This is a genomic window from Mucilaginibacter sp., assembly GCF_035492695.1.
GTDB lineage: Bacteria > Bacteroidota > Bacteroidia > Sphingobacteriales > Sphingobacteriaceae > Mucilaginibacter.
The window spans coordinates 217,918-240,814 of the sequence record NZ_DATJJC010000007.1; the positions used below are offsets into that span (position 1 = coordinate 217,918).

Consider the following 22,897-nt stretch of genomic DNA (forward strand, 5'->3'; position numbering starts at 1 on the left):
TTAGCAAGGGTTGCCATGCTTGATTTTTATTTCGCTCAGCAGGCAACCCGGCAATTTTCAAAAACGTAACTATTTATGACGTGGAGCATAATTAATCGCTTGGTTGTTCCTGTTTTATTAGCTGTTTAGTAACGATGGGTTTCGGCCCATCGTTATTTAGAATATTGGTCCTATATGAATAAGATCCTGTTATTTAATCCAAAAAGCGCGGTTGCCAAACACCGGATACCAAATTCCATATTAAGTATCGCTGCATCTGTGGAGGGGAGATATGAATGGGCCATTGTGGATGGTAATTGCGAGGCTGATCCCTTAGCCAAATTGGAAAGTTACCTTGAAACCGGCGAATTCAAATATATCGGCTTTACCATTATGCCTGGGCCGCAGCTAAAACAGGGCATTCCGTTTGCTAAAGCTATAAAGGAAAAATTTCCGGGGACAGTTATGATCTGGGGAGGATATTTTCCTTCCACCCAGCCAAAGGCCGTCCTCGAATCACGGTATGTCGATTTTGTGATCAATGGTCCCGGCGATCATGCCTTCCCGGCCCTTATAGATGCCCTGGAAAAAGGTACACCATACGAGTTTATCAAAAATGTGATCTATTATGCCAATGGCGATATCATCAAAAACCCAAAGGAAGACCTGTTTGAACAGGACCCCCTGCCGCCATTACCTTACGATAAACTGAACAATTTTTACGCGATAGATAAATGGTACCTGGGGCGCACCTATTTGGGCGAACGCACCATGGCTTATCATTCCAGCATAGGCTGCCCGTTTACCTGTTCGTTTTGTGCTGTAGTGCCGATATATGAAGCGCGCTGGAAAGCCAAATCGGCAAAGAATGTATATAACGACGTTAAATACATCAAAGATAAATGGGGGGCTGATGCTATCGAGTTTCACGATAATAATTTCTTTGTTTCCGAAAAGCGTACCGTTGAATTTTCGAAACTGATCAAACCCGAAAAGATGTCGTGGTGGGGAATGGCGCGTATCGACACGATGGATAAGTTCAGCGATGTGTCGCTTGCCGCCGTTCGCGAAGGCGGTTGCAAGATCATCTTCTTCGGTGCCGAAAGCGGGAACAACCTGATCCTGGAACAATTGGATAAAGGCGGTACCCAAACCGGCGACCAGATCATTCGCTTTGCGGAACGGTTAAAGAAATTCGACATTATTCCCGAATATTCCTTTGTACTGGGCACACCCGCGCCAACCGCTAAACAGGTTGAGGAACAGATTGATTTTGAGATAGATTTTATAAAAAAGGTTAAGGCGGTAAACCCGCGCACCGAAATTGTGCTGTACACCTATAGCCCGGTGCCGACTGAAGGATCGGCGCTTTTCAAACAGGTGCAGCAACAGGGATTCAAATACCCGCAGGCTTTGGAAGATTGGATAAGCCCGGCCTGGGAGAATTTCGACATGCGCAAAAACCCTTTGACACCATGGCTCACCCCGGAAATGATAGATAAGATCAGGAACTTCGAAACGGTTCTGAACGGCGTATATCCAACCGTAACCGATATACGCCTTAATGATCTTAAACGCAGGGCCATTAAACTGGTGGCCGGCGTGCGTTACAAGGTAAATATGTATAAATACCCCTACGAGATAAAATTGTTGCAACGGATGTGGAAATACCGCCAGCCGGAGATACAGGGTTTTTAAAAAAAGCGTATTTGTAAAGCCGATAAATGTTAACTAAAACGCAGCCGATAGTTAAAACCGATTTCGAGGACCTTTACCTTGCTGTAAGGAAACTTGAAAAAAGGGTATATACTGATGAGCAGTTACGCACGCTGCCGGATATCGCCCCGTTGCATGTACATGCCGCTGAATGGGATATACGCAAGCGCTCATCCCGGCGGCTGATAAGTTACCTGCGGAAAAAAGGGCGGTCGCTGCGGATATTGGAAGTGGGTTGCGGCAATGGCTGGTTATCAGCCAAACTGGCTGAAATTGCCGGTGCTGATGTTATCGGGCTGGATATCAACCAGGCCGAGATTAGCCAGGCCAGCAGGGTGTTTGTAAAAGATAACCTTGAATTTGTTTACGACGTTTTTAACGATGATACCTTTGCTGATTTTAAGTTCGACGTGATCGTGTTCGCCGCGTCAATTCAATATTTTCCTTCTGTCAAATCCATTATGGACCAGGCGCTTTCCATGTTGAACCCGGACGGCGAAGTACACATAATGGATACTCATTTTTACAAGCCTGAAGAAGTGGAAAGGGCAAATGCCCGAAGCCGCAATTATTATAACTCACTTGGGTTTCCTGAAATGGCCGGGCAATATTTTCATCACTCTATCGAGGAGCTTTCGGGTATGCAGCACCATATTTTGCTGAACCCGAACAGCATAATGCGCCTGCTGGATAAACGCGGACCGTTTCATTGGATCACTATTAATCAATAAAAATGGCGGCATTTTCCCTTCGTCATACCTATCATCGCTATAAAACCCTGCGCACACACCGCGTCACCGCGCTGCCCATCGTTATCCTGATGCCGCATAGCGCCTGCAATTGCCGATGCGTAATGTGCGATATATGGAAGGATAACAAAAACCTGCAGCAGCTTACCGAGGAGGACGTGGCAGGTTTACTTTTGTCGCTGGTTGAGTTAGGTACAAAGCAAGTAGTAATGTCAGGTGGTGAGGCGCTGCTTAACCAAAACTTTTTTCGTTTATGCGAAATACTGAATAAAGTGGGCATCAAAGTGTCCCTGCTTACCACCGGCCTGACGATAAAGCACCATGGGGATCAACTGCTTAAATGGGTGAACGATATCATCGTATCACTCGATGGCGATCAACAACTGCATGATGCGATCAGAAATATCCCGGGCGCTTTTCAAAAGCTGAAAGATGGTGTACAGTATATCCATAAATTAAACCCCAATTACAGGATCACAGCACGGACGGTGATCCATCGTCTCAACTTTTGGAACTGGCTTTCTGTTATTCATGAAGCAAAAGCCATGGGCCTGGACCAGGTCAGCTTTTTACCTGCCGACGTAAGCAGCCACGCCTTTAACCGGCAGATGGCCTGGGAAGAGCCGCGACAGCACGAAATATTGCTATCAGAAAAGGAGTTGCCCGAACTGCAAAGCGTGATCAGTAAAATGCTGAAAGAAAACAGTACGGATTTCTACACCCGTTTTATTGCTGAATCGCCGGAGAAGATACAGCAGATATATGCGTACTACGCTGCTTTTTACGGGCTGAACGCTTTTCCTTATAAACACTGCAACGCCCCCTGGGTGTCGGCGGTTATCGAGGCCGACGGCGCGGTACGCCCCTGTTTCTTTCATGATCCCATCGGGAACATCAGGCAAAATTCACTTACCCACATTCTTAACAGCGAAAACGCGGTAAATTTCCGCAAAACGCTGGATATGGATAAGAACGAAATATGTGTAAAGTGTGTTTGCTCGCTAAACCTTCCGCCCCGAATGAACCCTATTGTTTAATTCATTTTACCTTTCTGTTTGGAAGGGCCGCCGCCCGGCGCGGTGCAGCTCCGTTGCCATTTTTTTAATTATTTTTTGCACACCCAAAACTTAGGCAACCCATTATCAACCACTGGCGTAGTGCCTATAATGAAGCCGCAAAACAGCATCCTGTTTTCACATTCCTATTTCCTGCGTTTCGATCCAAAACAATGGTCGCTGGGGCAACCTTATCCGCCCTTAGGCACGCTTTATGCTGCGGCCTTAATGCGTCAGAACGGCTATAACGTGTCCCTTTTCGATGTGATGTTTGCTAATGGCCCGGAAGAAGTGATAGCTGCGCTTGATGAGCATCAACCCGGTTTTTTCGTAGTGTATGACGATGGCTTTAACTACCTCACCAAAATGTGCCTCACCAATATGCGCGTGGCCGCATTTGGTATGTGCAAAGTGGCCAGGTCACGTGGCTGCAAGGTCATTGTTTGCAGCTCTGATTCTACCGATCGTTATGAGAATTATTTGAGTGAAGGAGCGGATTTTGTCATCCTCGGCGAAGGGGAACACACCTTATTAGAGCTTGCAGAAGCATTGAAAAGTGAAATACCCGATTTATCGCAAGTGATGGGCCTGGCTTATATGTATAAAGGTTGTGTTGTTAAAACCCCTCAACGCCCTGTATTGAAAGACCTGGATGCCCTGCCATTTCCCGCCTGGGACTTAGTGAACATGCAGCAATATCGGCAAAGCTGGCTGAAGCACGCGGGTTATTTTTCATTGAACATGAGTACCACACGCGGCTGCCCTTTCAAATGTAACTGGTGCGCAAAGCCCATTTACGGCAACCGTTATAATTCGCGCAGCCCGCAGAATGTAGTGGAAGAGATAAAAATGCTGAAAAACAGGTTTGATATGGACCACATTTGGTTTTGCGACGATATTTTCGGCCTTAAACCCGGCTGGGTATTGGAGTTTGCCAGGCTGATGGAAAAAGAAAAGATCAATATCAGGTTCAAGATCCAATCGCGTGCCGATCTGCTGCTGGAGGAAGAATTGGTGCATGCCCTGGCGGCGTCAGGGTGTGAAAATGCATGGATAGGCGCGGAAAGCGGTTCGCAAAAAATACTGGATGCCATGGACAAGGGCATTACCGTTCAGCAGATATTTACCGCTACCCGGCTGATGAAAGATGCCGGTATCAAACCGTCATTTTTTATCCAGTTTGGCTATCCGGGCGAGATGAAAGAAGATATCAGCAAAACCATCGATATGATCAATGCGCTCCTGCCTTTTGAGATCGGTATATCGGTATCATATCCTTTGCCGGGTACGGTGTTTTACGAAAGGGTAAAAGAACAGCTTAAAACCAAAACTAACTGGACCGATTCGGACGAGATGGCTTTGATGTTTAGCAATACTTTTCCGCCCACCTTTTATAAGCAGCTTCACCGCTACGTGCACCAGAATTACCATCAGCACCTGGCCCGCAACAGCGCAGTACAGTTGCTGAAAGATCCGTTAAGTTTTAATATGAAAAGACTTAGAAAAGCGCTGTCGGTATTTTATCACATGCCGGCTACGCTGATAGAGAAATTCAAACTAAACCGGCTTGAGAAAGCGCTTGCATGAGTTCGGCGGTAGACTATATTAACGAACAAAAAGCCGCCGAAGCATTTGGCGGCCAGTCCGCCGTGTTCGACGAAATTTATGGCGACGATACTATCATCGCTTACAAAAGAGAGCGTGTTCGCCGGCACGTATTAAAACGTATTAACCCCGGTGGTTCTATCCTCGAGCTAAATTGCGGTACCGGGGAGGACGCTGTTTTTTTTGCGGGCAAGGGGTACAAAGTACATGCAACAGATATCTCGGCAGGTATGCTTTACCAGCTGGTGCAAAAGATTGGTAAACATAAAATGAACAAAAAGGTCAGTTTCGAGCTTTGCTCATACACTAATTTGGCCGACCTGAAAAATAAAGGCCCGTTCGACCTCATATTTTCCAATTTTGCCGGCCTTAATTGCACCGGAGAACTTGATAGGGTGCTGGCGTCTTTGCCTCAATTACTTCATCCTGGTGGTATAATAACGTTTGTTGTCCTTCCCAAATTTTGCCTGTGGGAGACCTCGCTTATATTCAAGGGCAAGTTTCGTACAGCTTTCCGGCGATTCTTCAGCCGGCGGGGGCGAAAGGCGAGAGTAGAGGGAACATTTTTTAAATGCTGGTATTACAACCCCTCTTACATTACCCGGAAATTGAAAAAGGAATTCGACCTGGTTGGACTGGAAGGGCTATGCACCATAGTTCCCCCATCGTATATCGAAGGTTTTGCCGAAAAATACCCTAAAGCCTTCCGGTTCCTTAAAAAATGGGAAAACAAGCTGAAAACTAAGTGGCCCTGGCGAGTGGTGGGGGATTATTACATTATTTCGTTAAGGAAGAAATAGTTGCTGGCGCAGTTACAGTCTATGTTTAATGACAAAGTACTACTTTTTCTATTAGACGACGATACGCTCACACCGCTCCAGTACCTGCGACACTTTGTTCCGGTAATGCGCTAACAGCTTCATTTGAAAATTGGCCGGATCCGGCTTAGTGTAATGTTTGCCGGCATCCATCGCAAGTATGATTCCCCGGTTGTTCTTTTTCTTTAACAGCATTTTTTTGCGCCAGCGATTTGCAGTGATCCGCAGCAGCAAATTATCCAAAACATCGCCTGCGGGATTGTTAAAAATAAATTCGGCAATTTTTTTAAGCAGGGAATCCTTCACCGGTTTTGCACTTGCGATGCGAAGGTGTTTATTTGGCAGATATTCTCTTGTCCAGGTGTTCGCGTTAAAAAATTGCTCAAACATTGTGTCACCGTTCAGTGGGATCAATGTGGCAACCTCCGTAGCGGTATATATGTTTTTTTCGTGGATAAGAAGATCCTGCTCATCTATGTAATAATTCATGCAGAAATAATGCTCCCTTTTTACCAGGAAAGTCAGTTTCTTAAACAAATGCATCATGGTACGCGCTATCCATAACCTGTTTTTAGCCGTGATAATGAACAGGTCGATGTCCGAATCATTATCAGCGAAGTTTTTGGAAAGCGAGCCCGATATAGCGATACCCCGCACATAAGGGAATCGTATGAGCAAATCACCTACTTTTTTTGCGGTTGCAATTAATTTAGCAGCCTTAAAATTGCCTTTTTCGCGGCGTTCGATCAAAAAATAATCGTTACGCAACGTATAAAACTTGTCGAATTTGTGCACGTGCCTGTCAATCACAAGGCCGCGGCATGCGTATTCAAAATCTTCAACGGCGCATTTTACAGGCAAAAACAAATAGATCTCATCCATCGTCAGCGGGTAACTGAACAGGTCGAAGTAAGCGAGCGTGGCTAATATATTTCTCCTGAGATCTGACAAGACAGTATCAATTGGATTACTATAATGATGACGTGACAAGCACTTGATTGGTTGCCACCTTATCCGGATTTCGATGCTTTTTTACAGCTAAAACCGAATCTTCCTGCTGTGTACACCTGAATACAAGGAATGGAAAGAACAAGCTGTAAAATATTACCCCTTTATCCATGTCGAGCAAGTTTTCGGAAACGGATACAACGGCGACCAGCAGCATCAAGCTGAACAACATGATATCCTTTTTTCTGACGGACAGCCTGAAGCCATAGAATAACGTTGTAAGATAGGCCAGCAGCCCCCATATCCCTGACTTGATAAGCAGGCTTAGATACTGATCGTGGGCATTTAGCCCGTACAGGAACGACGTATAATACTTCTGCTCAAAATATTTTTCCTTCAGCAAGGGTATTTCCGAACCCGCGCCATGCCCCGTGACCGGCGCCTGTTTGATCAGGTCGACGGCGGCTCCCCATCTTAAAACACGGGACTCCACACTCAAATCATTTTTTGAGGCCGAGAAGTCTGCCTGAAACTCTGTCAGGTAACGCTCCCTGAAGGTGGCTGAATTGTATATCACCCCGGCAATTAATACCGTTACAGCAGCAGACGTTAAGATAAATCGTTTCCTGGCGGTTCCTGTTAAAATAAACAATGGGAAAGCGATATTTATAATAAGAAAAAGGGCTATAAATATAGATTTTGACCCCAACTGGATGATCCCGACAAGTAATATCATGGAGATGATGCTGTAAAAAATTTTATATGCACGACTCCTTTCCTTAATAAACAATGAAAGCATAAATACCAGCGCCAGCGCCACCTGCAGCGACAAATACGTGGCATGTATATTTATCGGCTCCGAAAAGTTATGGTTAGTGAATGCAGCCGAAAATATCGTCGATACGGGTAAATGGTAAAATTTTAATGTTATTACGGCATTTATATACAGGTAAATAATAGTGGCGGCAATACCCAGTGAAAAAATGAGCAGTAAGCGCCGTCCATATTTTTTCAGGTCGATTGGATTGATGCAAAAGAGGATAGGTATTATAAAAATAGTTATGTCAAGCTCCCATTCCCTGAAAGCTGAATTTTTATCCGCTGTATAAATAGTGCTGATAGCCGTAACAAAAAATACCGACTGCAAAACGAGTGTTCGCCATGTAAATGCCGGTTTTAATGTCACCCTGTTAAAATGTATAAAGGTGTGTATTGCAAAGCTGCCGAGGATCAAATGACTGTAAAAGCGATCAAAAGGCAGGCTGACCAGCAAAAGCGCCAGGTGATAATAACTGATCTTGTTTGCCAGGCTACCCCCGGGTAGCAACAATTCCTTCATGGTTCTTCCGTTCGTAACATTCCACAATAAACGACTCATATTCATCTACGATCTTTCCCCAGTTAAACTGGAAGGCTATTTTGTTAAGGTTGTTCCGCACCATTAATTGCTCGTTTCCTGTGCGCTGCACGGTTTCCACTATTTCACGTACTTCATGAGCATTTGAAAAATAAAATGCATCGGCGTTCAGCACCGACTTATTGAAAGGATTGTTATGCGCGGCTATCAACGCCTCGCTCGCCATAGCCTCCAGCAAGGATGGATTGGTTCCACCCACACTATGTCCGTGGAAATACAGGTAGGAATTATTTTGTAAGGCCCGCACTTTTCCATTATCGAATATGGCTCCTTTGAAACTAATGCGCTCATCATTTTTAAAACGATGGCTGATGAATTGTCCAAAACGGTTGCTTGTGTCGCCCAAAACCATAAATTTTCGCCGCGAATTGCTGTTGTTAAAACCCTCCAGTATCGTCTCTATATTATTTTCGGGTTCCATTCGTGCCATCAGCAAAAAGTAGTCCTCTCTTAATGCATCATTTTTGCTTACCTGCTCGCGCTCCTTTTCTGAATAGACATCCGCGCCGTAGGGAATATATTCACTGTGAATGCGGTACTTGTTTTCCAGGTACTCTTTGATCACCCTCGAATCGGAAATATAAAACTGGCTGTGTTTTACCGCCAGTTTTTCGGCGTATTTAAGGAAACGCTGTACAGGTTTTGAATACTTGGAACGTTTCCATTCGAGCCCGTCCATATTGGTAATGATAGTGCTATTTGGCGGGTATAGCTTACCCCATACCGAACAACTTGTATAGCCCATAAGGAGCACGACATCAAACTTTTGCCTGCGGGCGTCTATCAGGCAATTCAGGTCATAAATAAATTGGCCGGCCGTCCCTATCACGTATTCCGGGTCGTAGCAATGGCGAATATTGACACCGTTCCATGTGTTGGCATTATAAGGGTGATTATGCGAATTATAAACTGTTACCGAATGCCCGCGTTTTACCAGGCCCGCCGATACATATTCAGATATATGCTCAAACCCCCCGTAATGATTCGGGATACCGCGCGTTCCTAAAATGGCAATTTTTAAGTTCTTCATAAGTTAATATTTTGATAAGCTTTATAAGTTTCCAGGGCAGCCTGTTGCCAGGTGTACTTTTTTAGTATCGCTTCGTGCAGGGTGTCATTATAATCGCTAAGGCTTGCCTGTTCTACTGCCGAGCGTATATTTTGCGGATCGGCAGGATCGCAATACCATGCGTTATTGCCGAAGTATTCCTTTGCATCACCTTTGCCGGTTATCACAACATTGCAGCCCATTGCAGCTGCTTCCAACGAACTGAGGCCCGTAGTTTCGAACCAGCTTGGCAGTATGTGCACTTTAGCCTTTTGATAGTATGTCACTAATCCCGCCTGGGGTATATGATCAACAAAGGTGATATTGGCGGCGGCTATGCGTCGGCATTCGTCGTAGTAGGCTTTTTGATTTGGTGCGTGTGAGCCAATAAGCACAAGTTTGAAATGCGTATTATTAAGCGCCCTGATCAAATTCAGCTGATTTTTTATGCCTTCTATCCGGGCCACGCACAGCACCATTTTGCCGTCTTTTTGTACAGAACTATCCCTTCGGAACAGGGTATTGTCTATACCATTTGGTACGATGGCGTATTTAACCTTGCAAGGGTAAGTTTGCGTTATACGTTCGTATTCTGATACTGAATTTGGCAATATCATCGCCGAATTTTTTAATACCCGGATAATGCTGTTCCGTTGCCCGCGCCATAAATATTCAGGCCCTGGCAGGTAATCATTCCCTTTAAGCCAGCGTGCTATCGCTTTAACATATTCGATACCGTCGCCCGGCATCAGGTTAAATAGCACGCTTATGCCTTTACGGTATTGCTTATCATACTCGCTGTAATTACATAGTATGGTAGATATCACAAACGGTTTTTGCCCTTTTTTGCTGTGGCGCAAAATATCTGCGGGCCTGGTTAGATTAAAAAAATGCAGCAGGTTGTACCTGTCATAGTCAATATCTTCATCTGCCAGTTTTATTTCCGCTGAGATACCCATATTTTGAAGGTGCCGTGCAGTTTCTTTTACCTGCACAGTATCACCGCCGGGAACACGATAGAGTGTCGACCGCGTAATAAAGGCCACCTTGATATCCAATCTTTTCATCACAAACGATTTGGGCTTAATTTGTGCAGCCAGGCAATAAACGACTCGGGCAAATAGCTTGCAGCATAAAGCAGGTAATTGTCGAAACGTAACGGCCTTATGCTGATGGCTTGTCTAACATGCACACGCGCTTTTTTTGGCTGATAGTTATTGGCCAGGAATTTCTTACCGCAAAGGGCGTGGTAAGCGCCTTCCTTTATTTTTCGTACATCCTGTCGTTTGATGATCTCAAGCAGTTCATTCCCTTCTTCCTCGGTGATAGAACCACGTGTAGTGGCCTGTCGCTTTAACTGCCTGAAACGCTCGCCGCGCCACTTCTCGTCAATCGTTGCGGACGACGCATTAAGTCGCACTTTGATAAGCGGTTCACGCAAATTTTGCATCTTTCCCACCTTGGCCAGGTTGGTCCAAAGTAAGTAATCCTCAAAATTGTGAGCGTGAATATTATAACCACCTGCCCTGATCACGGCTTCCCTGCGATACATGACAGCTGAATGGATGAACGGGCAGTATACATACAGGTTATCCCGCACTTCGTCATCGGAGTGTGCAATACATTTAAAGCAGAACAGGAATTCGCCATGCTCCAAAATGTAATCAGCATCGCTGCCTACCAACACATATTCGGGATGATCATACAGAAAGTTGAATTGGGTTTCCAATCTTGTTGGGTCGCAAATATCATCAGCATCAAACCGGGCAATTAATGGTGCATTAGCCAGCTTCAAACCGGTATTGAGGGAATCAGCAACACCTTTATGTTCGCAGTTTACAAAGGCGACCCGTGGGTCAGTAAACGATAGTGCTATTTCTGCAGTGTCATCCGTCGAACCATCGTTTATAATAAGCAGTTCGAAATTGGTGAAGGTTTGTTGCAACATCGAATCTACCGCCTCGCGCAAGTATTTAGCCGCGTTGTATGCAGGCATCAGCACCGTTATTTCGGGGCGTTCAGTTTGCATGACTGGGGTTTAATTTAGTGTAACTTTCCTTGATATTTAGCAGCATCAGCAATTCGAACAACAGGATCACCGACAATTGTTCGAACCAGTAATCTGTGGTCAATACAGCAAGCAGCATGATGAACATGGGGATGCCGTACGTGAGTTTTTTATAGTGTTGGGCAAAGTACCACAAGTAACATACTGAAAAACACAATACCCCAAGAAGGCCATATTCGGCTAATAACTGATCGTATACCGACCCGGGATAATTGGTTAGTGACTGGTAATCTGATTTTTTGCTGAAGAAACTTAGATACAGATCAAGATGGTTAGTAAGAAAATCAGTATTGACGTAAGTATACTGATGAGGATAACCACCGGCCAGCCCGATGCCACTCGCCCTGAAAGCGAGTTTAGATGAGAAATTTCCTACACCATTGCCGGCGATCAATTTGATCGGGTGAGCCTTCAAAAAATTAATGGTCTGGTTGGAGGCGATCATCTTACCCATCTTTCGGGGAGCCTCGCCTCCATCTCCCGAAAGTGGCAATACAGCCTTATGCCGGTCAATATATCCAAGCAATTGTCTTTGATAGGCTGTTGTTTCGGCCGCATGCTGGTAAGGGCTCAAAAGAATATTCACGCCCGGCACAATTATCCGCCCGCCTGATGTCCTTATCGGGTATCTGGGTGGTTGGGGCATGGGGTTGGGGTAAACCGCAAGGAATACGCTGTCAAGGTAACCACGAGCTGTTTTTTCCCTTCTTTCTTCAGGTGTTAGAGTACTATCTGGTCTAAGGGTAATATAGGGTAGTGGCTTTACCGGTGATTTTTTTACTATTGGTTGTGGAAAAAAGTTGTTCTTAATGGTTTCGTGCACATAGACATAACTTTGCGGTGATATTTTGACCGCGAATAATACGAGGAACATAAAACATATTGATACCAGGCTTTTTTGGTCTCTACTGCTTTTGATAATCAGTATCGCCAGCAGGACGGCCGAAAGCAAAATATTGATAAAGTTGCTGCCGGTAAGCAACAAAACAGCCATGCATAATAGTAGCATGGCGGTGTTTTTTTTGCTTAGAAAGTAAATAACGCCAAAAGCACTTAAAACCGCGTTTGTGGTCGAGGTATCAAATGTGAGCCCCCTGATGTAATCGCCGGTGCCAATGAAATATTTCTGGTGTTGGCCCTGGTAGGTGTAGGGATTGAGATAGCCTGTTTCATATACGATAGCCGCGATGTTGATAAACGATAACAACGCATTCAGGATAAAAAATAAGATAAGGGTGCGGTGGATGGTTTCTGTATCGTGGTTATCTACCGAAAGCTTTACCTGGTGCATAGCCAGGATGCACAGCAGCCAAAAGCCGATGCCGGTAACTAAAACCAGGCTGTAATTAAGGCTGTGGTTTCCGCCGATGAGCCAGTCGAGTATGGCTATACCTATAACTGCCGGGTAAAAAAGTGGTAGCCTTGAGTTTTTGAGACTGAAACCAAATTTGAAGTCGAACTGCAGCAAATAAATAAGTACAATAGCCGCGACTTTTACGATCAGCTTGACATCAAGAAAAAGTACCAGGAATAAAAGTAGTTTCCAGTCGGCAAGGTTTTTTAGCCGGTTTAAATTATAAGAAGTGGTGCCCGTAACCATTTAGGAATATCCTTGTTTATACAGGGGGTTACGGCACCAAAATTTGATTGGTTGCCTGTGGAAATAGTAATTTGACGGGCCTGTAATTTAATGTCAGAATAAAGACCTTATGCTTTTTATATCAGTTGACCTTACCCGCATGGTCAAAATAAGCAGGATGATAAAAGTGGCTATTGCAAACCCTATTGATATCGTGTTATTTGTGAAAAGTGCGCGTGCAGTAAGGACACTTATGGAGGCGCATCCCACGCATATTAATAAATTATATATACCTGTATTCAGCACTTTTATCTCATTCTTGCTTAAGTAGTAAATAGACTGGGCTATAAAGCCCGCCAAACATGCTATGGCAGCGCCTTCGTTTTTATATAACGGTATCAGGATAATATCGCACGTAATATTCACACAAAGGGTAATTACGAACGCACGTAATATCAGCTTTAACTGCCCCTTTGCAAAATAGATGGTCCAAAGCAGGTTGCAAAGGTATTGCAGCGGGATACACAGGGACAATAGGAAAATTGTTCGCTCATTTACTGATCCGTATTTGCCGTGTGTAAGCGGATCGATAAACGGCGTCCAGCAGATATTAACTAACAAAATGGTAAAAGATGCAACCACCATTTCGGCCCGGGCAAGTAATTTTAAGTTTGCGGGGTTAGGAGAGCCATTTTTGAATATCCGGGTAAACCAGGGTATCAGTACCGGGGCAATAGCCAGTAGCGGCAAACCTGATAGTTCAAAAACTTTATAAGCAAAGCTATATTCGGCCAATTTTAGGGCGGATACAAATATCCCTATGAATATCCAGTCGAACCGTGCAAGTGCTGATGTGATGAGCACGACACCCAATTGCGGCAACGATTCCTTCAAAAGCGTCAGGTAGGCTTTCCCGTTCCATTGCAACGCAGCAGGTAAACCAGTTTCCTTTTTGAAAATATAAATCCCGGTTAACAGCTCCAGTACATCGCCACCGACAAATACAAAAAGTACTGTTTGCAGATTTACGAGGTGTAATAATGATAGGACGATCAATCCGATTGCGCGAGAGAGATTCGTAACCACGCACATCCTCGCAAGCAGCCCGAAACGTTCCATCCCGACAGCTACCTGTTTGAACGGCATAGAGAAATGTATAGCTGTTTTCCCGATGCCGATCAGCAGCACTATGTTATAATAGCTGATGTGGGACGAAAAGAACAAGCGGCCCAGCAACAGCAAACTATAAAACAGGCAGCCCGTTATCAGCACATGAATTATGTAAAGCGACAAAACCTGTTGCGGACTGTCACCCCCTGCTATCTTACGCACAGATACCTGTTCTATTCCAAACGCCAGGATGCTGAACGAGGTTAACATCAGTGCCAGGGCAAGGTTTATTTCGCCAAAGGTATTCTTATCAAGGCCGACCGAAAGGACATAAAAAATAACAAGGCCGGATAATTGATTAATGACAAGCTGTAAAGTATTGGCCGAAAGATTTTTTACCAGCTTTGCTTTCATTAAAGGGTTTGGTTGTTTGTTAGGCCAAAAGTATGTATTCTTAACCACGACAGACTTAAGAGTAAAAACTTCCGGTTTCAGGACTTATCAATACTCTACCACCAAATTGTCCTTAACAGCATGCGATTCGGGATAGCTGCTTTTTGTAAGCTTTTGAAGCAGGCGGTATTTTAAGAAAGTATGCCTGGCAATGCTCCGGGCAATTTGCCAGCCTTCGCGCCCATCCAGGAAACCTAAAAATATGATATAATTTTTAAAAAAATGAAAGGCCGGTGCCAGGTATAGCTTTACTAAGCTTCCCCGCTCGCCAAACAAAAAATATTTTTCAGCACTTAGTTTAGCATAATGGACAGTTTTGTCAGAACATTCCTGGTTGTCTTTTACTGAAAAGTGGTGAATGTGCCCTTTCAGTTTTTTAACTTTAATTACGGGCGACAGTATTAACGATTCGTGTACAGGCGGTTCGTTCCATCGCACTAATTGACGGTTAAACAATCGGATATGATGATCTCGGCCCCAGGCGCCAAACCTTATAGGTTTTTTGCCGTAATACGATTTGAAAGCAATATCATAAACTACCTCCCGGTTATGCAGCGTCAGGTTGCGCAAGTCTCGTATCAGTTCCTCGTCGGGCATCTCATCCGCATCAATACTTAATATCCAGTCGTGCTTTGCATAATAAATGCCTTTGTTTTTGTTAGCCCCATACCCATCCCAATCCTCGTGATAGACATAGCATCCTTTGCGAAAGGCGATGGATGCCGTTCCATCGGTGCTCTCATTATCAACCACGATGATATCGTCGCTTATTAATCGGCATGCTTTAATGCACCGGGCGATGGAATCAGCCTCGTTTTTTGTAATGATAACAACAGAGATCGGGGTCATCAGATATATATTTGTAGTTATCACGCTGCGGGCAAAACAAAGGTTGCCTGTGCCGATAAATTATTGGGGATGTTTGGTATTGAACCGGTTATTATCCCTAAATTTAATTAATACCCAAGGTATTATAAATGCATTGAAAGTCATTTTCAAAATAATTACTTGATAATAAGTGTATTACGTGAATATTGTTGGCCTTAGGCAACCTTTTTTTGCGATTGGACGTGATAACGGGTGATAAGGTTAATATAATAAAACGGTGATGACCCTATGGGTGAACAAGAGTTACACCAACTGATCAGCGGCTGTATAAGCAAGGACAGAAGTAGTCAGAAAATGCTGTACAAAGTATTTTATGGCTTCTCTATGGGTATATGTCTGCGCTACGCCAATAACCGCGATGAAGCTGCCGAGGTGATGAATCAGGGCTTTTTCAAGGTGTTTACGCGTATCGAAACCTACGACCGGAACAGGCCCTTTAAGGCGTGGCTCGGAAAGATCATGATGAATGCATCCATCGATTATTACCGGGCTAATTTGAAAATGGCGTATACCGACGACTTGGACAAGGCAGAGGGGATAAGCGATGGCGAATTGGCCGACAGGAAGCTTAATTATGACGATCTGTTGAAAATGGTGCAAAAGCTGCCACCGGCTTACCGTACGGTATTTAACCTTTTTGCAATTGAGGGCTATACGCACGAAGAGATAGGCGAGCTTTTAAATGTTTCGCCGGGCACATCCAAATCGAATTTGCATAAGGCCAGGCAAAAACTAAAGCAGATGATACTTGATGCCGATGCGCCATCTTCATCGGGTGGGAATTATAATAATGGCATGGATTACACACCTATCGTGGCTATTAAAAAAGCTGATATTTCGGGGGTGGGTTTTAATAAAAATAACAGGGACTGAAACGCGGAGGGTATTAAAAAACGCCCGTAATGATTTCATCACCGTTGAGAAAAGAAAATGAAAAAAGAGAAGGATGAGGATTTAGATAGGTTGTTCAAAAACGGGCTCGACAACCCGGCCGGCGAACCTGTATACAGGGAGGCTGACTGGGATGCCATGGAACAACTCCTCGACCAGGACAGAAAACGCCCTGCGATAATTTTCTTATTGCCCTGGCTGGGCACTGCGGCGGCTATCGTGCTGGTGGTGCTGGGCTGGTTGTTTTTCAGACCTAAGCCTGAAACCGACAACAATAAAAAAGGTCAGCCGCAATTAACCGTTGCCAAGCCTTCGAAGAAAGATACCGGTACAAGCGGCGGCGCCATTCGGCATGAATCGGCAGATAGCAGCAAACAGAAAATACTCACGCCTGCCAATTACGCCACAAACCCGGTTCACCACGGGCGGCAAAAAAACGCAAATCGTTCTTTACCTTATTTGCCGGTGGGGCCGGCCGCTTTATTACCGGTTAAAGGATCAGTTAAAAACCAAAATAATACTGCTTTAACTTCTGATAAAAAAGGAGAAACCAGGGATAAGAAGGAGCCCGGCACCGTTGATGCCGCCGGTAGCTCAACTGGTATCAATGCAGTGGCAGCTAACACTTCTTCTAAAACAGTGGATAATGACAAAAAGGAATTAGGAACTGTGGATGCACAAAATAGCCATGCGGAGGCCAATAATTTGACAACGAACACCACAGCTGCAACTGCAACAGCCAATGGGAAAAAAGATGAAACAGCGGCCCAGGCCAGGCCGGACGAAGCAACCGGTGTCGTGGCTGCAAAGCCGAAGCGAAGATCTGCGGGAGCAAATCGTGCGATATTTGCTTTAAGTGCCATCGCCACTACCGATATGAACGGTGTAAACTCGTTGCAAGGTGCAAGGGTCGGAGGAAATATTGGCGGGTTATTCTCGGTAAATGTGAATAAATGGACGTTCACAACCGGTTTGATGTATTCTATTAAACCCTATAAGGAAAACTTTGCAGATTATCATACCAGTTACACTTTCCCTTATCAAAACCCTTCAACCATCGGTGTAAACTGCAGAATGCTGGATATACCGTTGAACGTGAATTACCAGGTGTATAAAAACCGGGGGAATAAAATAACTATAGGTTCAGGACTGTCTTCATACATTATTTTGCGCGAGGATTATAAATTTAATTATAGCGGGGCCTATGCGTATGGCCCAGCCGGATATAGTGTGATCAACAAGAACCGAAACATATTGGGAGTACTTAACCTGGACGCGACGTACGATCACCAGATCAATTCCAAATTCGGAATATCTTTTCAACCCTATTTAAAACTACCATTGTCAAACGTGGGGGCCAGCCAGGCTAAGCTGCAATCGGCCGGTGTAGCTGTAGGCTTTAGCTGGAACCTTAATTCATTCAAAAAACCGGATTAAAATGAAATATTTAAGTATGCTTTTACTTGCCTGGCTCACAGCTTTCCAGGCGGGCCAGGATATCTATATCTGCAAAAACGCGAAAATCAACATGTATTCCAGCGCCCCTATCGAGGATATCGAAGCCAATTCGGCCGGGGCTGTCTCTGTGTATAAAGCATCCACAGGCGAGTTAAGCTTTAGCCTGCCCATTCGCTCGCTGCATTTTGAAAAGTCGCTGATGGAGGAACATTTTAACGAAAACTATATGGAGAGTGATAAATATCCGAAGGCCAGCTTTAAAGGGAAAATACAATCGCCGCCTGATGTGTCCAAAGACGGTACTTACCCGGTTAATGTAACCGGCGAACTGGAAGTACACGGTATTAAACAGACGCGCACGATAAAGGGCGAGATAAAGGTGAATGGAGGAGTGATTTCAATGACTTCAGAGTTTATCGTAAAATGCGCCGACCATAAGATAGATATACCGCAGATCGTATTTCATCACATTGCCGAAAATATACGCATACGGGTGGCAGCAACTTACGCACCGTATAAAAATTAATACCCTTAATAAATAAATTCAGTCAACAACCAACTAATTACCCAAACATGAAAAAGTCAATTATCCTTATTGCACTGCTTGCCCTGTGTATTGGGGTGAAAGCGCAAAAAACAGATACGGCAAAGAAGGAACCATCTGCCGATTCGCTGATGAACTCGCTTAGCGCTGATGATGATAAGCACGAGCACATACTTTCCGCATTTAAAGCTACCCGGCTCATTTTCTCGCCAACTACAGAAATGGTGAGAAAAAAGAACCTTAACTTTCTTGTGATACACCGTTTCGGCGATATTGCTACAGGTCCCGGCGGCGCCCGTACCTTATTTGGGCTCGATGCCGTTAACGATGTGTATATTGGCTTTGAGTATGGTGTGTCCGATAATTTTAATATCAACTTCGGCCGCAGCACAATCGGGCAACTGGTAGAATTGCAGTTGAAATATGCACTGTTGCATCAAACAAATGATGATAGTTCGCCCCTGGGTATAGCCTTAATGGGAGGTACAGGGGTTCGTCCTTACGGAAATTTTGGGTCGTTCGGCGATCGCCTTTCCTATATTGCCCAGGCTGTTTTCTCTCGCAAGTTTACCCAGGCGTTTTCGCTGGAGGTATCACCGGTGTTTGTCTCAGATAACCAACCCATTCCGAACGAGCCCGGCAATGAAAATTCATTTTTTTCGTTAACAGCAGCAGGAAGATTAAAGGTAACCAAGCACATGAGCATCCTTGTCGACTGGGAGCATCCCTTCTCAAACTACCGGACAAGCGCAAATGGTTTCCAGGACCCATTAGGTTTTGGGGCCGAATTTGAAACAGGCGGCCACGTATTTACCCTTAACTTTACCAATGCAAGGGCAATTTCTCAGATCAATAGCTTAAGCAACTCACAAGCCAGTTGGGGCAGGGGCGAATACCGTTTCGGCTTTACCATATCACGTATGTTCGATTTTAACAGGAAAAAGGAAAAGAAGTGGTAAATTACAACAAGAAGAAACATGGAAAGAAGTGAATTTTTGGCCAAGTTTGGCATTACTATGGCCGCAGTATGTGCCGGTTGCAGCCTGGCAAGTTGCGGATCGAAAAGCAGCGACCCAAATCCCGGTGGAGTTAACGTGGGCGGAGCAACGCCGCCACCAACAACAGGCAGCGGCAACTTATTTACGGTCGACCTGAGTAGCCAGCTTACCAGTATAGGAAGTTCAAAGACTCAATCCGGCGTAATTATTGTCAGGATAGCAGACGGGAACGACGCAAGCTCATTTACCGCGGTACAGGTTGCATGTACCCACCAGGGAACAGCAATTAACTATAACAACGGCCAGCAACGATTTATTTGCCCGGCTCATGGAAGCGAGTTCAGCAAATCAGGAGCAGTATTGGTTGGCCCGGCGTCGACATCGCTGCACCAGTATACGGTATCAATAGACGGTACAACGCTTACTGTTTCGGCCTGACCTATACCGCCTGGGCATGGTTATCGTAGATAACTTCAGATCGGGTGTAGTATGATGCGTTTTCTTTGGTCACGATATCAAGCGGCAGATATTTTAATTCGGCCACTTCTTTTTTAAATACAAGGTGGTTGGCTAATTGGTGAATACCCCAGTAGCCCTGGCCCTTGGGATTTTGATTGATCAGGAAGCTGATTTGCCCGGTATTAAGGTAATGGAGGTTTTTTGGTAGCAGATCGTAACCTACTAACTTGATATGGCTAAGGCTTTTTTGTTCGAGATGGGCGGCTATGTCGTATGCTTTTGACGTTGTAATGTATATGCTTCTGATATCCGGGTTGCTATTTAATACCTCGTCCAACCCCTTGCTGAATTGCTCCTGGTCGCACCTGTTAAGGCTGATGACAACAATGTTGTACCGGGCCTCAGGATCGTTTTGTTTGAAATAATCCCTCAGGCCCTGCTCTTTTTTCGAAAGGTGGGCTGCATTGCTTATTTCTTCGTCGATATGAGCCACCAATACGGCGCTTGGCTGCGGCTGGCCAAAATGTATCAGTTTGCCGGCAAGCAGTCCGCTTTGGTACGAGTCCTGACCCACATAGCTTAACGCTTCGGCTTCTGCTATATGGGTATTAAACAGCACATAAGGAATATTCTGTTCCTGCCATTGACTGAAAAAAGGCATCGTTTCGCGGTAGAAAATAGGGGAAAGGAATATCCCATCCGCACCGCTCAAGGTTATTTGCTTTGCCTTTTCTATATAGCAATTTACATCGTAAGGGTTGAAAAGGTATTGCTCTACATGCATCCCATACTGTTTTAGGGCAGCTTCAGCAGCCTCAACACCTTCTTTTGGCGCTTTCCAGTAGTCGTCGTAAGCGGGATCGGGCAGCAAAGCGGCAACACGGTAAGTCTTGTTCGAACCAAGGGCCCGTGCAATAAGGTTGGGCTCGTAATTCATCTCTTTCAAAACCTGCAATACGCGGCGCTCTACATCGGCCGCAACTTTACCCCGGTTGTGCAATACACGGTCGACGGTACCGGTGGATACCCCCGCTTTCTCCGCAACGTCTTTTATCCTGACAGATATACTTTTCATTGTGCGGATAAAAATAATTTAAATATTGAATACGAGCGAAAATCGGGAGAAATAAAACGTCTCATTTCTTTGCAGGCGGCTCCGGAAAACGCCTTATTTTTTCGTCGTAAATATGGATTTTTCCGTCTTTTAGCATCACATCATCGGTGTAGTACAAAGAGTCGGACTTGCCTTTTTTGTCTGTCCACTTTTCAGTATACCATAAAGTAACCCACGTTTCCTTTTTGTCAGGATAGTAAACGGTCAGCCAGGTATCAAAGTCCTTTGAAATGCTGGCCATATCGCCGCGTATCTGCGTAAATATCTTAACCAGGCTATCTTTCTTGCCTTTGAAATAAAATTGATCGCCAATAAACTCTACCGAGTCTGCAAAATTCTCGAAAGCGCCTTTCAAATCGCCGGCCACGTATTTTTTCAGACAACTCAGCACGGTTACCGCGTTCCTCTCATCTCCTGGCTGCCAGTCGATGGAATATTTGTGCGGGAACGGATATTCGGGTTTTATTGTATCCGTTTTGGCTTGTTCAGAGCCCGGTTTAGTAGTACAGCCAAATAATGCAAAGCATAATAGGGGAAGCAGAAGTAATTGTTTCATGGTTTTGGTTGGGTTGGTTAAAAATATATAGGCTGGCAGGCAACAGGGGCAAATTATACTATGTAGCCATATACCAAATAATAATTATAGCGGTTATAATAATAGATATTACTTGTTGAATATCAAAATGTTATATACATTTATATAATTAACCTCCACACTAATCAATTTAAACCCCATTACGATGAAAAAAATCCTGTATTTACTTACAGCGGTTGCCTTGCTGGCAGCCTGTAAAAGCGGTACCCCCACTTCCGGTTCCGCAGCCGCTAAAGCTGATTCGGTAGTAATGCCTTATAAAGCATCTTATTCTTCTTCGTTCACAATTTCAGATAACGCCAAAAATGAGCAGGCTGTGTTACAATCGTACAAAGATTGGGAAGATGGTAAGCTGGGAAATGCGGCATCTTATTTTGCAGATACGATAGCTTTTGATTTTTCCAATGGCTCGCATCATAAAATGGTACGCGACAGTTTTGTTAAGTTTTCCCAAAAATACCGCGACAGTTTAACCAGTTCAAAGATCGATATGATCTCTGTAGTCAATCTGCACGCCACGGATAAAAACGAGGATTGGGTAAGCGTCTGGTACAAACAAACTGACACACACAAAGACGGTAAGATCGACTCGTCATTTTATAATGATGTTAACCACATGAAAGCCGGCAAAATCGATTACTGGACCTCGTTGCGCCAGTCGCTGAAGAGCGGAAAATAGGCTGTTCATTATAAAAAAGGACTTGCTTTCGTTGCGCAGGTTCTTTTTAAAAATTTTACGTATAGCTGCCAGTTCGGCGCACTATTAATTGCGTTTCTAAAATTCCCTGCCTGATGGGCTTCAAAAGTTAAACGTTTGAATAGGCATGGGTTTCTGTATAATGATATTTGACTTCTTTTCTGCAAAACCAATTATAAACCCTAAAAACCAAATTATCATGAATCCAACAGTCGAACTAATCTTTACTATCGTGGGCGGTGCCCTCGTTCTGTTAACGCTTTACGGAGCAGTAACATTAAACAGGAAATTTTTTCTGTCTGGTATCTGTTTTTTTAGTATTCTGCCGCTTATTGGTGAAAGTATGGCTTATAGCACCGACAAAGCGCCGGTACATGTGCTGGTGATCTTTATCTTTCTCGTGCAGTTGGTATTAACTATGCCTACCAGTATTACTTACGGCGCTGATAATGTAGCCGCATCTAAATTAACCGGCAAAATAGCCCTGGCTATTCTTCTTATCAATATTGGGGGCATCGTGTTTATTTTTTATTTAAAGGCGCCGGTTGCCGTTCAATTTGGGTACTATCATGTTGTTATTGCGCTTGCGGTACTTTATGTAATGTTCAAAAGGATGACAGCCACCGGAGGCTGGGTTTGGGCAAAATCATAAGCAGCCTTCTATCAACAAAAAAGCTGCGCCCAATGGCGCAGCTTTTTTGTTGCTTA

The 22,897-nt window shown here is 44.5% G+C and carries 22 protein-coding genes; 12 read left to right on the top strand and 10 right to left on the bottom strand.

Annotation, left to right across the window (positions count from 1 at the left end; genetic code table 11):
* Nucleotides 1-174: 174 nt before the first annotated feature.
* The 5 genes from VL525_RS05135 (at nucleotide 175) to VL525_RS05155 (ending at nucleotide 5,904) form a co-directional block, all read left to right on the top strand.
* Nucleotides 175-1,677, top strand: coding sequence for a B12-binding domain-containing radical SAM protein (locus tag VL525_RS05135; RefSeq protein WP_325384053.1), 1,503 nt, complete (start codon nucleotides 175-177; stop codon nucleotides 1,675-1,677).
* Between the two features lie 26 nt (nucleotides 1,678-1,703).
* On the top strand, nucleotides 1,704-2,426 hold the full coding sequence (locus tag VL525_RS05140; protein ID WP_325384055.1) for a class I SAM-dependent methyltransferase: 723 nt from the start codon (nucleotides 1,704-1,706) through the stop codon (nucleotides 2,424-2,426).
* 2 nt (nucleotides 2,427-2,428) lie between these two features.
* Nucleotides 2,429-3,481, top strand: coding sequence for a radical SAM protein (locus tag VL525_RS05145; RefSeq protein ID WP_325384057.1), 1,053 nt, complete (start codon nucleotides 2,429-2,431; stop codon nucleotides 3,479-3,481).
* A gap of 75 nt (nucleotides 3,482-3,556) precedes the next feature.
* Nucleotides 3,557-5,086 carry a B12-binding domain-containing radical SAM protein gene (locus VL525_RS05150; RefSeq protein WP_325384059.1) on the top strand — a complete coding sequence of 510 codons (1,530 nt, stop codon included), beginning with the start codon at nucleotides 3,557-3,559 and terminating at the stop codon, nucleotides 5,084-5,086.
* Entirely contained in the window at nucleotides 5,083-5,904 is an 822-nt protein-coding gene (locus VL525_RS05155; RefSeq protein ID WP_325384062.1) for a class I SAM-dependent methyltransferase, read from the top strand. The genes VL525_RS05150 and VL525_RS05155 overlap by 4 nt, the downstream gene beginning before the upstream one ends.
* Before the next feature lie 51 nt (nucleotides 5,905-5,955).
* On the opposite strand, the gene VL525_RS05160 is transcribed toward VL525_RS05155, so the two are convergent.
* The 8 genes from VL525_RS05160 to VL525_RS05195 form a co-directional block, all read right to left on the bottom strand.
* Nucleotides 5,956-6,873, bottom strand: a complete 918-nt coding sequence (locus tag VL525_RS05160; protein WP_325384064.1) for a nucleotidyltransferase domain-containing protein — start codon at nucleotides 6,871-6,873, stop codon at nucleotides 5,956-5,958.
* Nucleotides 6,874-6,892: 19 nt separating this feature from the next.
* Nucleotides 6,893-8,209, bottom strand: coding sequence for an O-antigen ligase family protein (locus tag VL525_RS05165; protein ID WP_325384066.1), 1,317 nt, complete (start codon nucleotides 8,207-8,209; stop codon nucleotides 6,893-6,895).
* On the bottom strand, nucleotides 8,181-9,317 hold the full coding sequence (locus tag VL525_RS05170; RefSeq protein ID WP_325384067.1) for a DUF1972 domain-containing protein: 1,137 nt from the start codon (nucleotides 9,315-9,317) through the stop codon (nucleotides 8,181-8,183). The genes VL525_RS05165 and VL525_RS05170 overlap by 29 nt, the downstream gene beginning before the upstream one ends.
* Nucleotides 9,314-10,402 carry a glycosyltransferase family 4 protein gene (locus VL525_RS05175; protein WP_325384069.1) on the bottom strand — a complete coding sequence of 363 codons (1,089 nt, stop codon included), beginning with the start codon at nucleotides 10,400-10,402 and terminating at the stop codon, nucleotides 9,314-9,316. The genes VL525_RS05170 and VL525_RS05175 overlap by 4 nt, the downstream gene beginning before the upstream one ends.
* Nucleotides 10,402-11,364 (bottom strand): glycosyltransferase, encoded by a 963-nt coding sequence (locus VL525_RS05180; protein ID WP_325384071.1) that lies wholly within the window; start codon nucleotides 11,362-11,364, stop codon nucleotides 10,402-10,404. The genes VL525_RS05175 and VL525_RS05180 overlap by 1 nt, the downstream gene beginning before the upstream one ends.
* Nucleotides 11,354-13,003, bottom strand: a complete 1,650-nt coding sequence (locus tag VL525_RS05185; protein WP_325384073.1) for a hypothetical protein — start codon at nucleotides 13,001-13,003, stop codon at nucleotides 11,354-11,356. The genes VL525_RS05180 and VL525_RS05185 overlap by 11 nt, the downstream gene beginning before the upstream one ends.
* Before the next feature lie 93 nt (nucleotides 13,004-13,096).
* Complete coding sequence (locus tag VL525_RS05190; protein WP_325384075.1) at nucleotides 13,097-14,506, bottom strand: oligosaccharide flippase family protein; 1,410 nt, start codon at nucleotides 14,504-14,506, stop codon at nucleotides 13,097-13,099.
* A gap of 87 nt (nucleotides 14,507-14,593) precedes the next feature.
* Nucleotides 14,594-15,394 (bottom strand): glycosyltransferase family 2 protein, encoded by an 801-nt coding sequence (locus VL525_RS05195; protein WP_325384077.1) that lies wholly within the window; start codon nucleotides 15,392-15,394, stop codon nucleotides 14,594-14,596.
* 267 nt (nucleotides 15,395-15,661) lie between these two features.
* Here VL525_RS05195 and VL525_RS05200 point away from each other — a divergent pair, with 267 nt between their 5' ends.
* From VL525_RS05200 to VL525_RS05220, 5 genes are read left to right on the top strand one after another with little or no spacing between them, the layout of a single operon-like run.
* On the top strand, nucleotides 15,662-16,306 hold the full coding sequence (locus VL525_RS05200; RefSeq protein WP_325384079.1) for a sigma-70 family RNA polymerase sigma factor: 645 nt from the start codon (nucleotides 15,662-15,664) through the stop codon (nucleotides 16,304-16,306).
* 57 nt (nucleotides 16,307-16,363) lie between these two features.
* A complete protein-coding gene (locus VL525_RS05205; RefSeq protein ID WP_325384081.1) occupies nucleotides 16,364-17,761 on the top strand; it encodes a hypothetical protein in 1,398 nt (465 codons plus the stop codon).
* Nucleotide 17,762: 1 nt separating this feature from the next.
* A complete protein-coding gene (locus tag VL525_RS05210) occupies nucleotides 17,763-18,308 on the top strand; it encodes a YceI family protein (RefSeq protein ID WP_325384083.1) in 546 nt (181 codons plus the stop codon).
* A gap of 47 nt (nucleotides 18,309-18,355) precedes the next feature.
* Nucleotides 18,356-19,285 carry a DUF5777 family beta-barrel protein gene (locus tag VL525_RS05215; RefSeq protein WP_325384085.1) on the top strand — a complete coding sequence of 310 codons (930 nt, stop codon included), beginning with the start codon at nucleotides 18,356-18,358 and terminating at the stop codon, nucleotides 19,283-19,285.
* An 18-nt stretch (nucleotides 19,286-19,303) separates the two neighbouring features.
* Nucleotides 19,304-19,762, top strand: coding sequence for a ubiquinol-cytochrome c reductase iron-sulfur subunit (locus VL525_RS05220; RefSeq protein WP_325384087.1), 459 nt, complete (start codon nucleotides 19,304-19,306; stop codon nucleotides 19,760-19,762).
* Nucleotide 19,763: 1 nt separating this feature from the next.
* On the opposite strand, the gene VL525_RS05225 is transcribed toward VL525_RS05220, so the two are convergent.
* Together VL525_RS05225 and VL525_RS05230 are read right to left on the bottom strand one after the other, a co-directional pair.
* Nucleotides 19,764-20,858: a substrate-binding domain-containing protein gene (locus tag VL525_RS05225; protein WP_325384089.1), complete on the bottom strand. Its 1,095-nt coding sequence runs from the start codon at nucleotides 20,856-20,858 to the stop codon at nucleotides 19,764-19,766.
* A 61-nt stretch (nucleotides 20,859-20,919) separates the two neighbouring features.
* A complete protein-coding gene (locus VL525_RS05230) occupies nucleotides 20,920-21,453 on the bottom strand; it encodes a hypothetical protein (protein WP_325384091.1) in 534 nt (177 codons plus the stop codon).
* A 184-nt stretch (nucleotides 21,454-21,637) separates the two neighbouring features.
* Between VL525_RS05230 and VL525_RS05235 the strand changes: the two genes are divergently transcribed.
* Both VL525_RS05235 and VL525_RS05240 read left to right on the top strand, forming a co-directional pair.
* Nucleotides 21,638-22,171, top strand: coding sequence for a hypothetical protein (locus tag VL525_RS05235; RefSeq protein ID WP_325384093.1), 534 nt, complete (start codon nucleotides 21,638-21,640; stop codon nucleotides 22,169-22,171).
* Between the two features lie 217 nt (nucleotides 22,172-22,388).
* Nucleotides 22,389-22,841 (top strand): hypothetical protein, encoded by a 453-nt coding sequence (locus VL525_RS05240; RefSeq protein ID WP_325384095.1) that lies wholly within the window; start codon nucleotides 22,389-22,391, stop codon nucleotides 22,839-22,841.
* The last annotated feature ends 56 nt before the right edge of the window (nucleotides 22,842-22,897 follow it).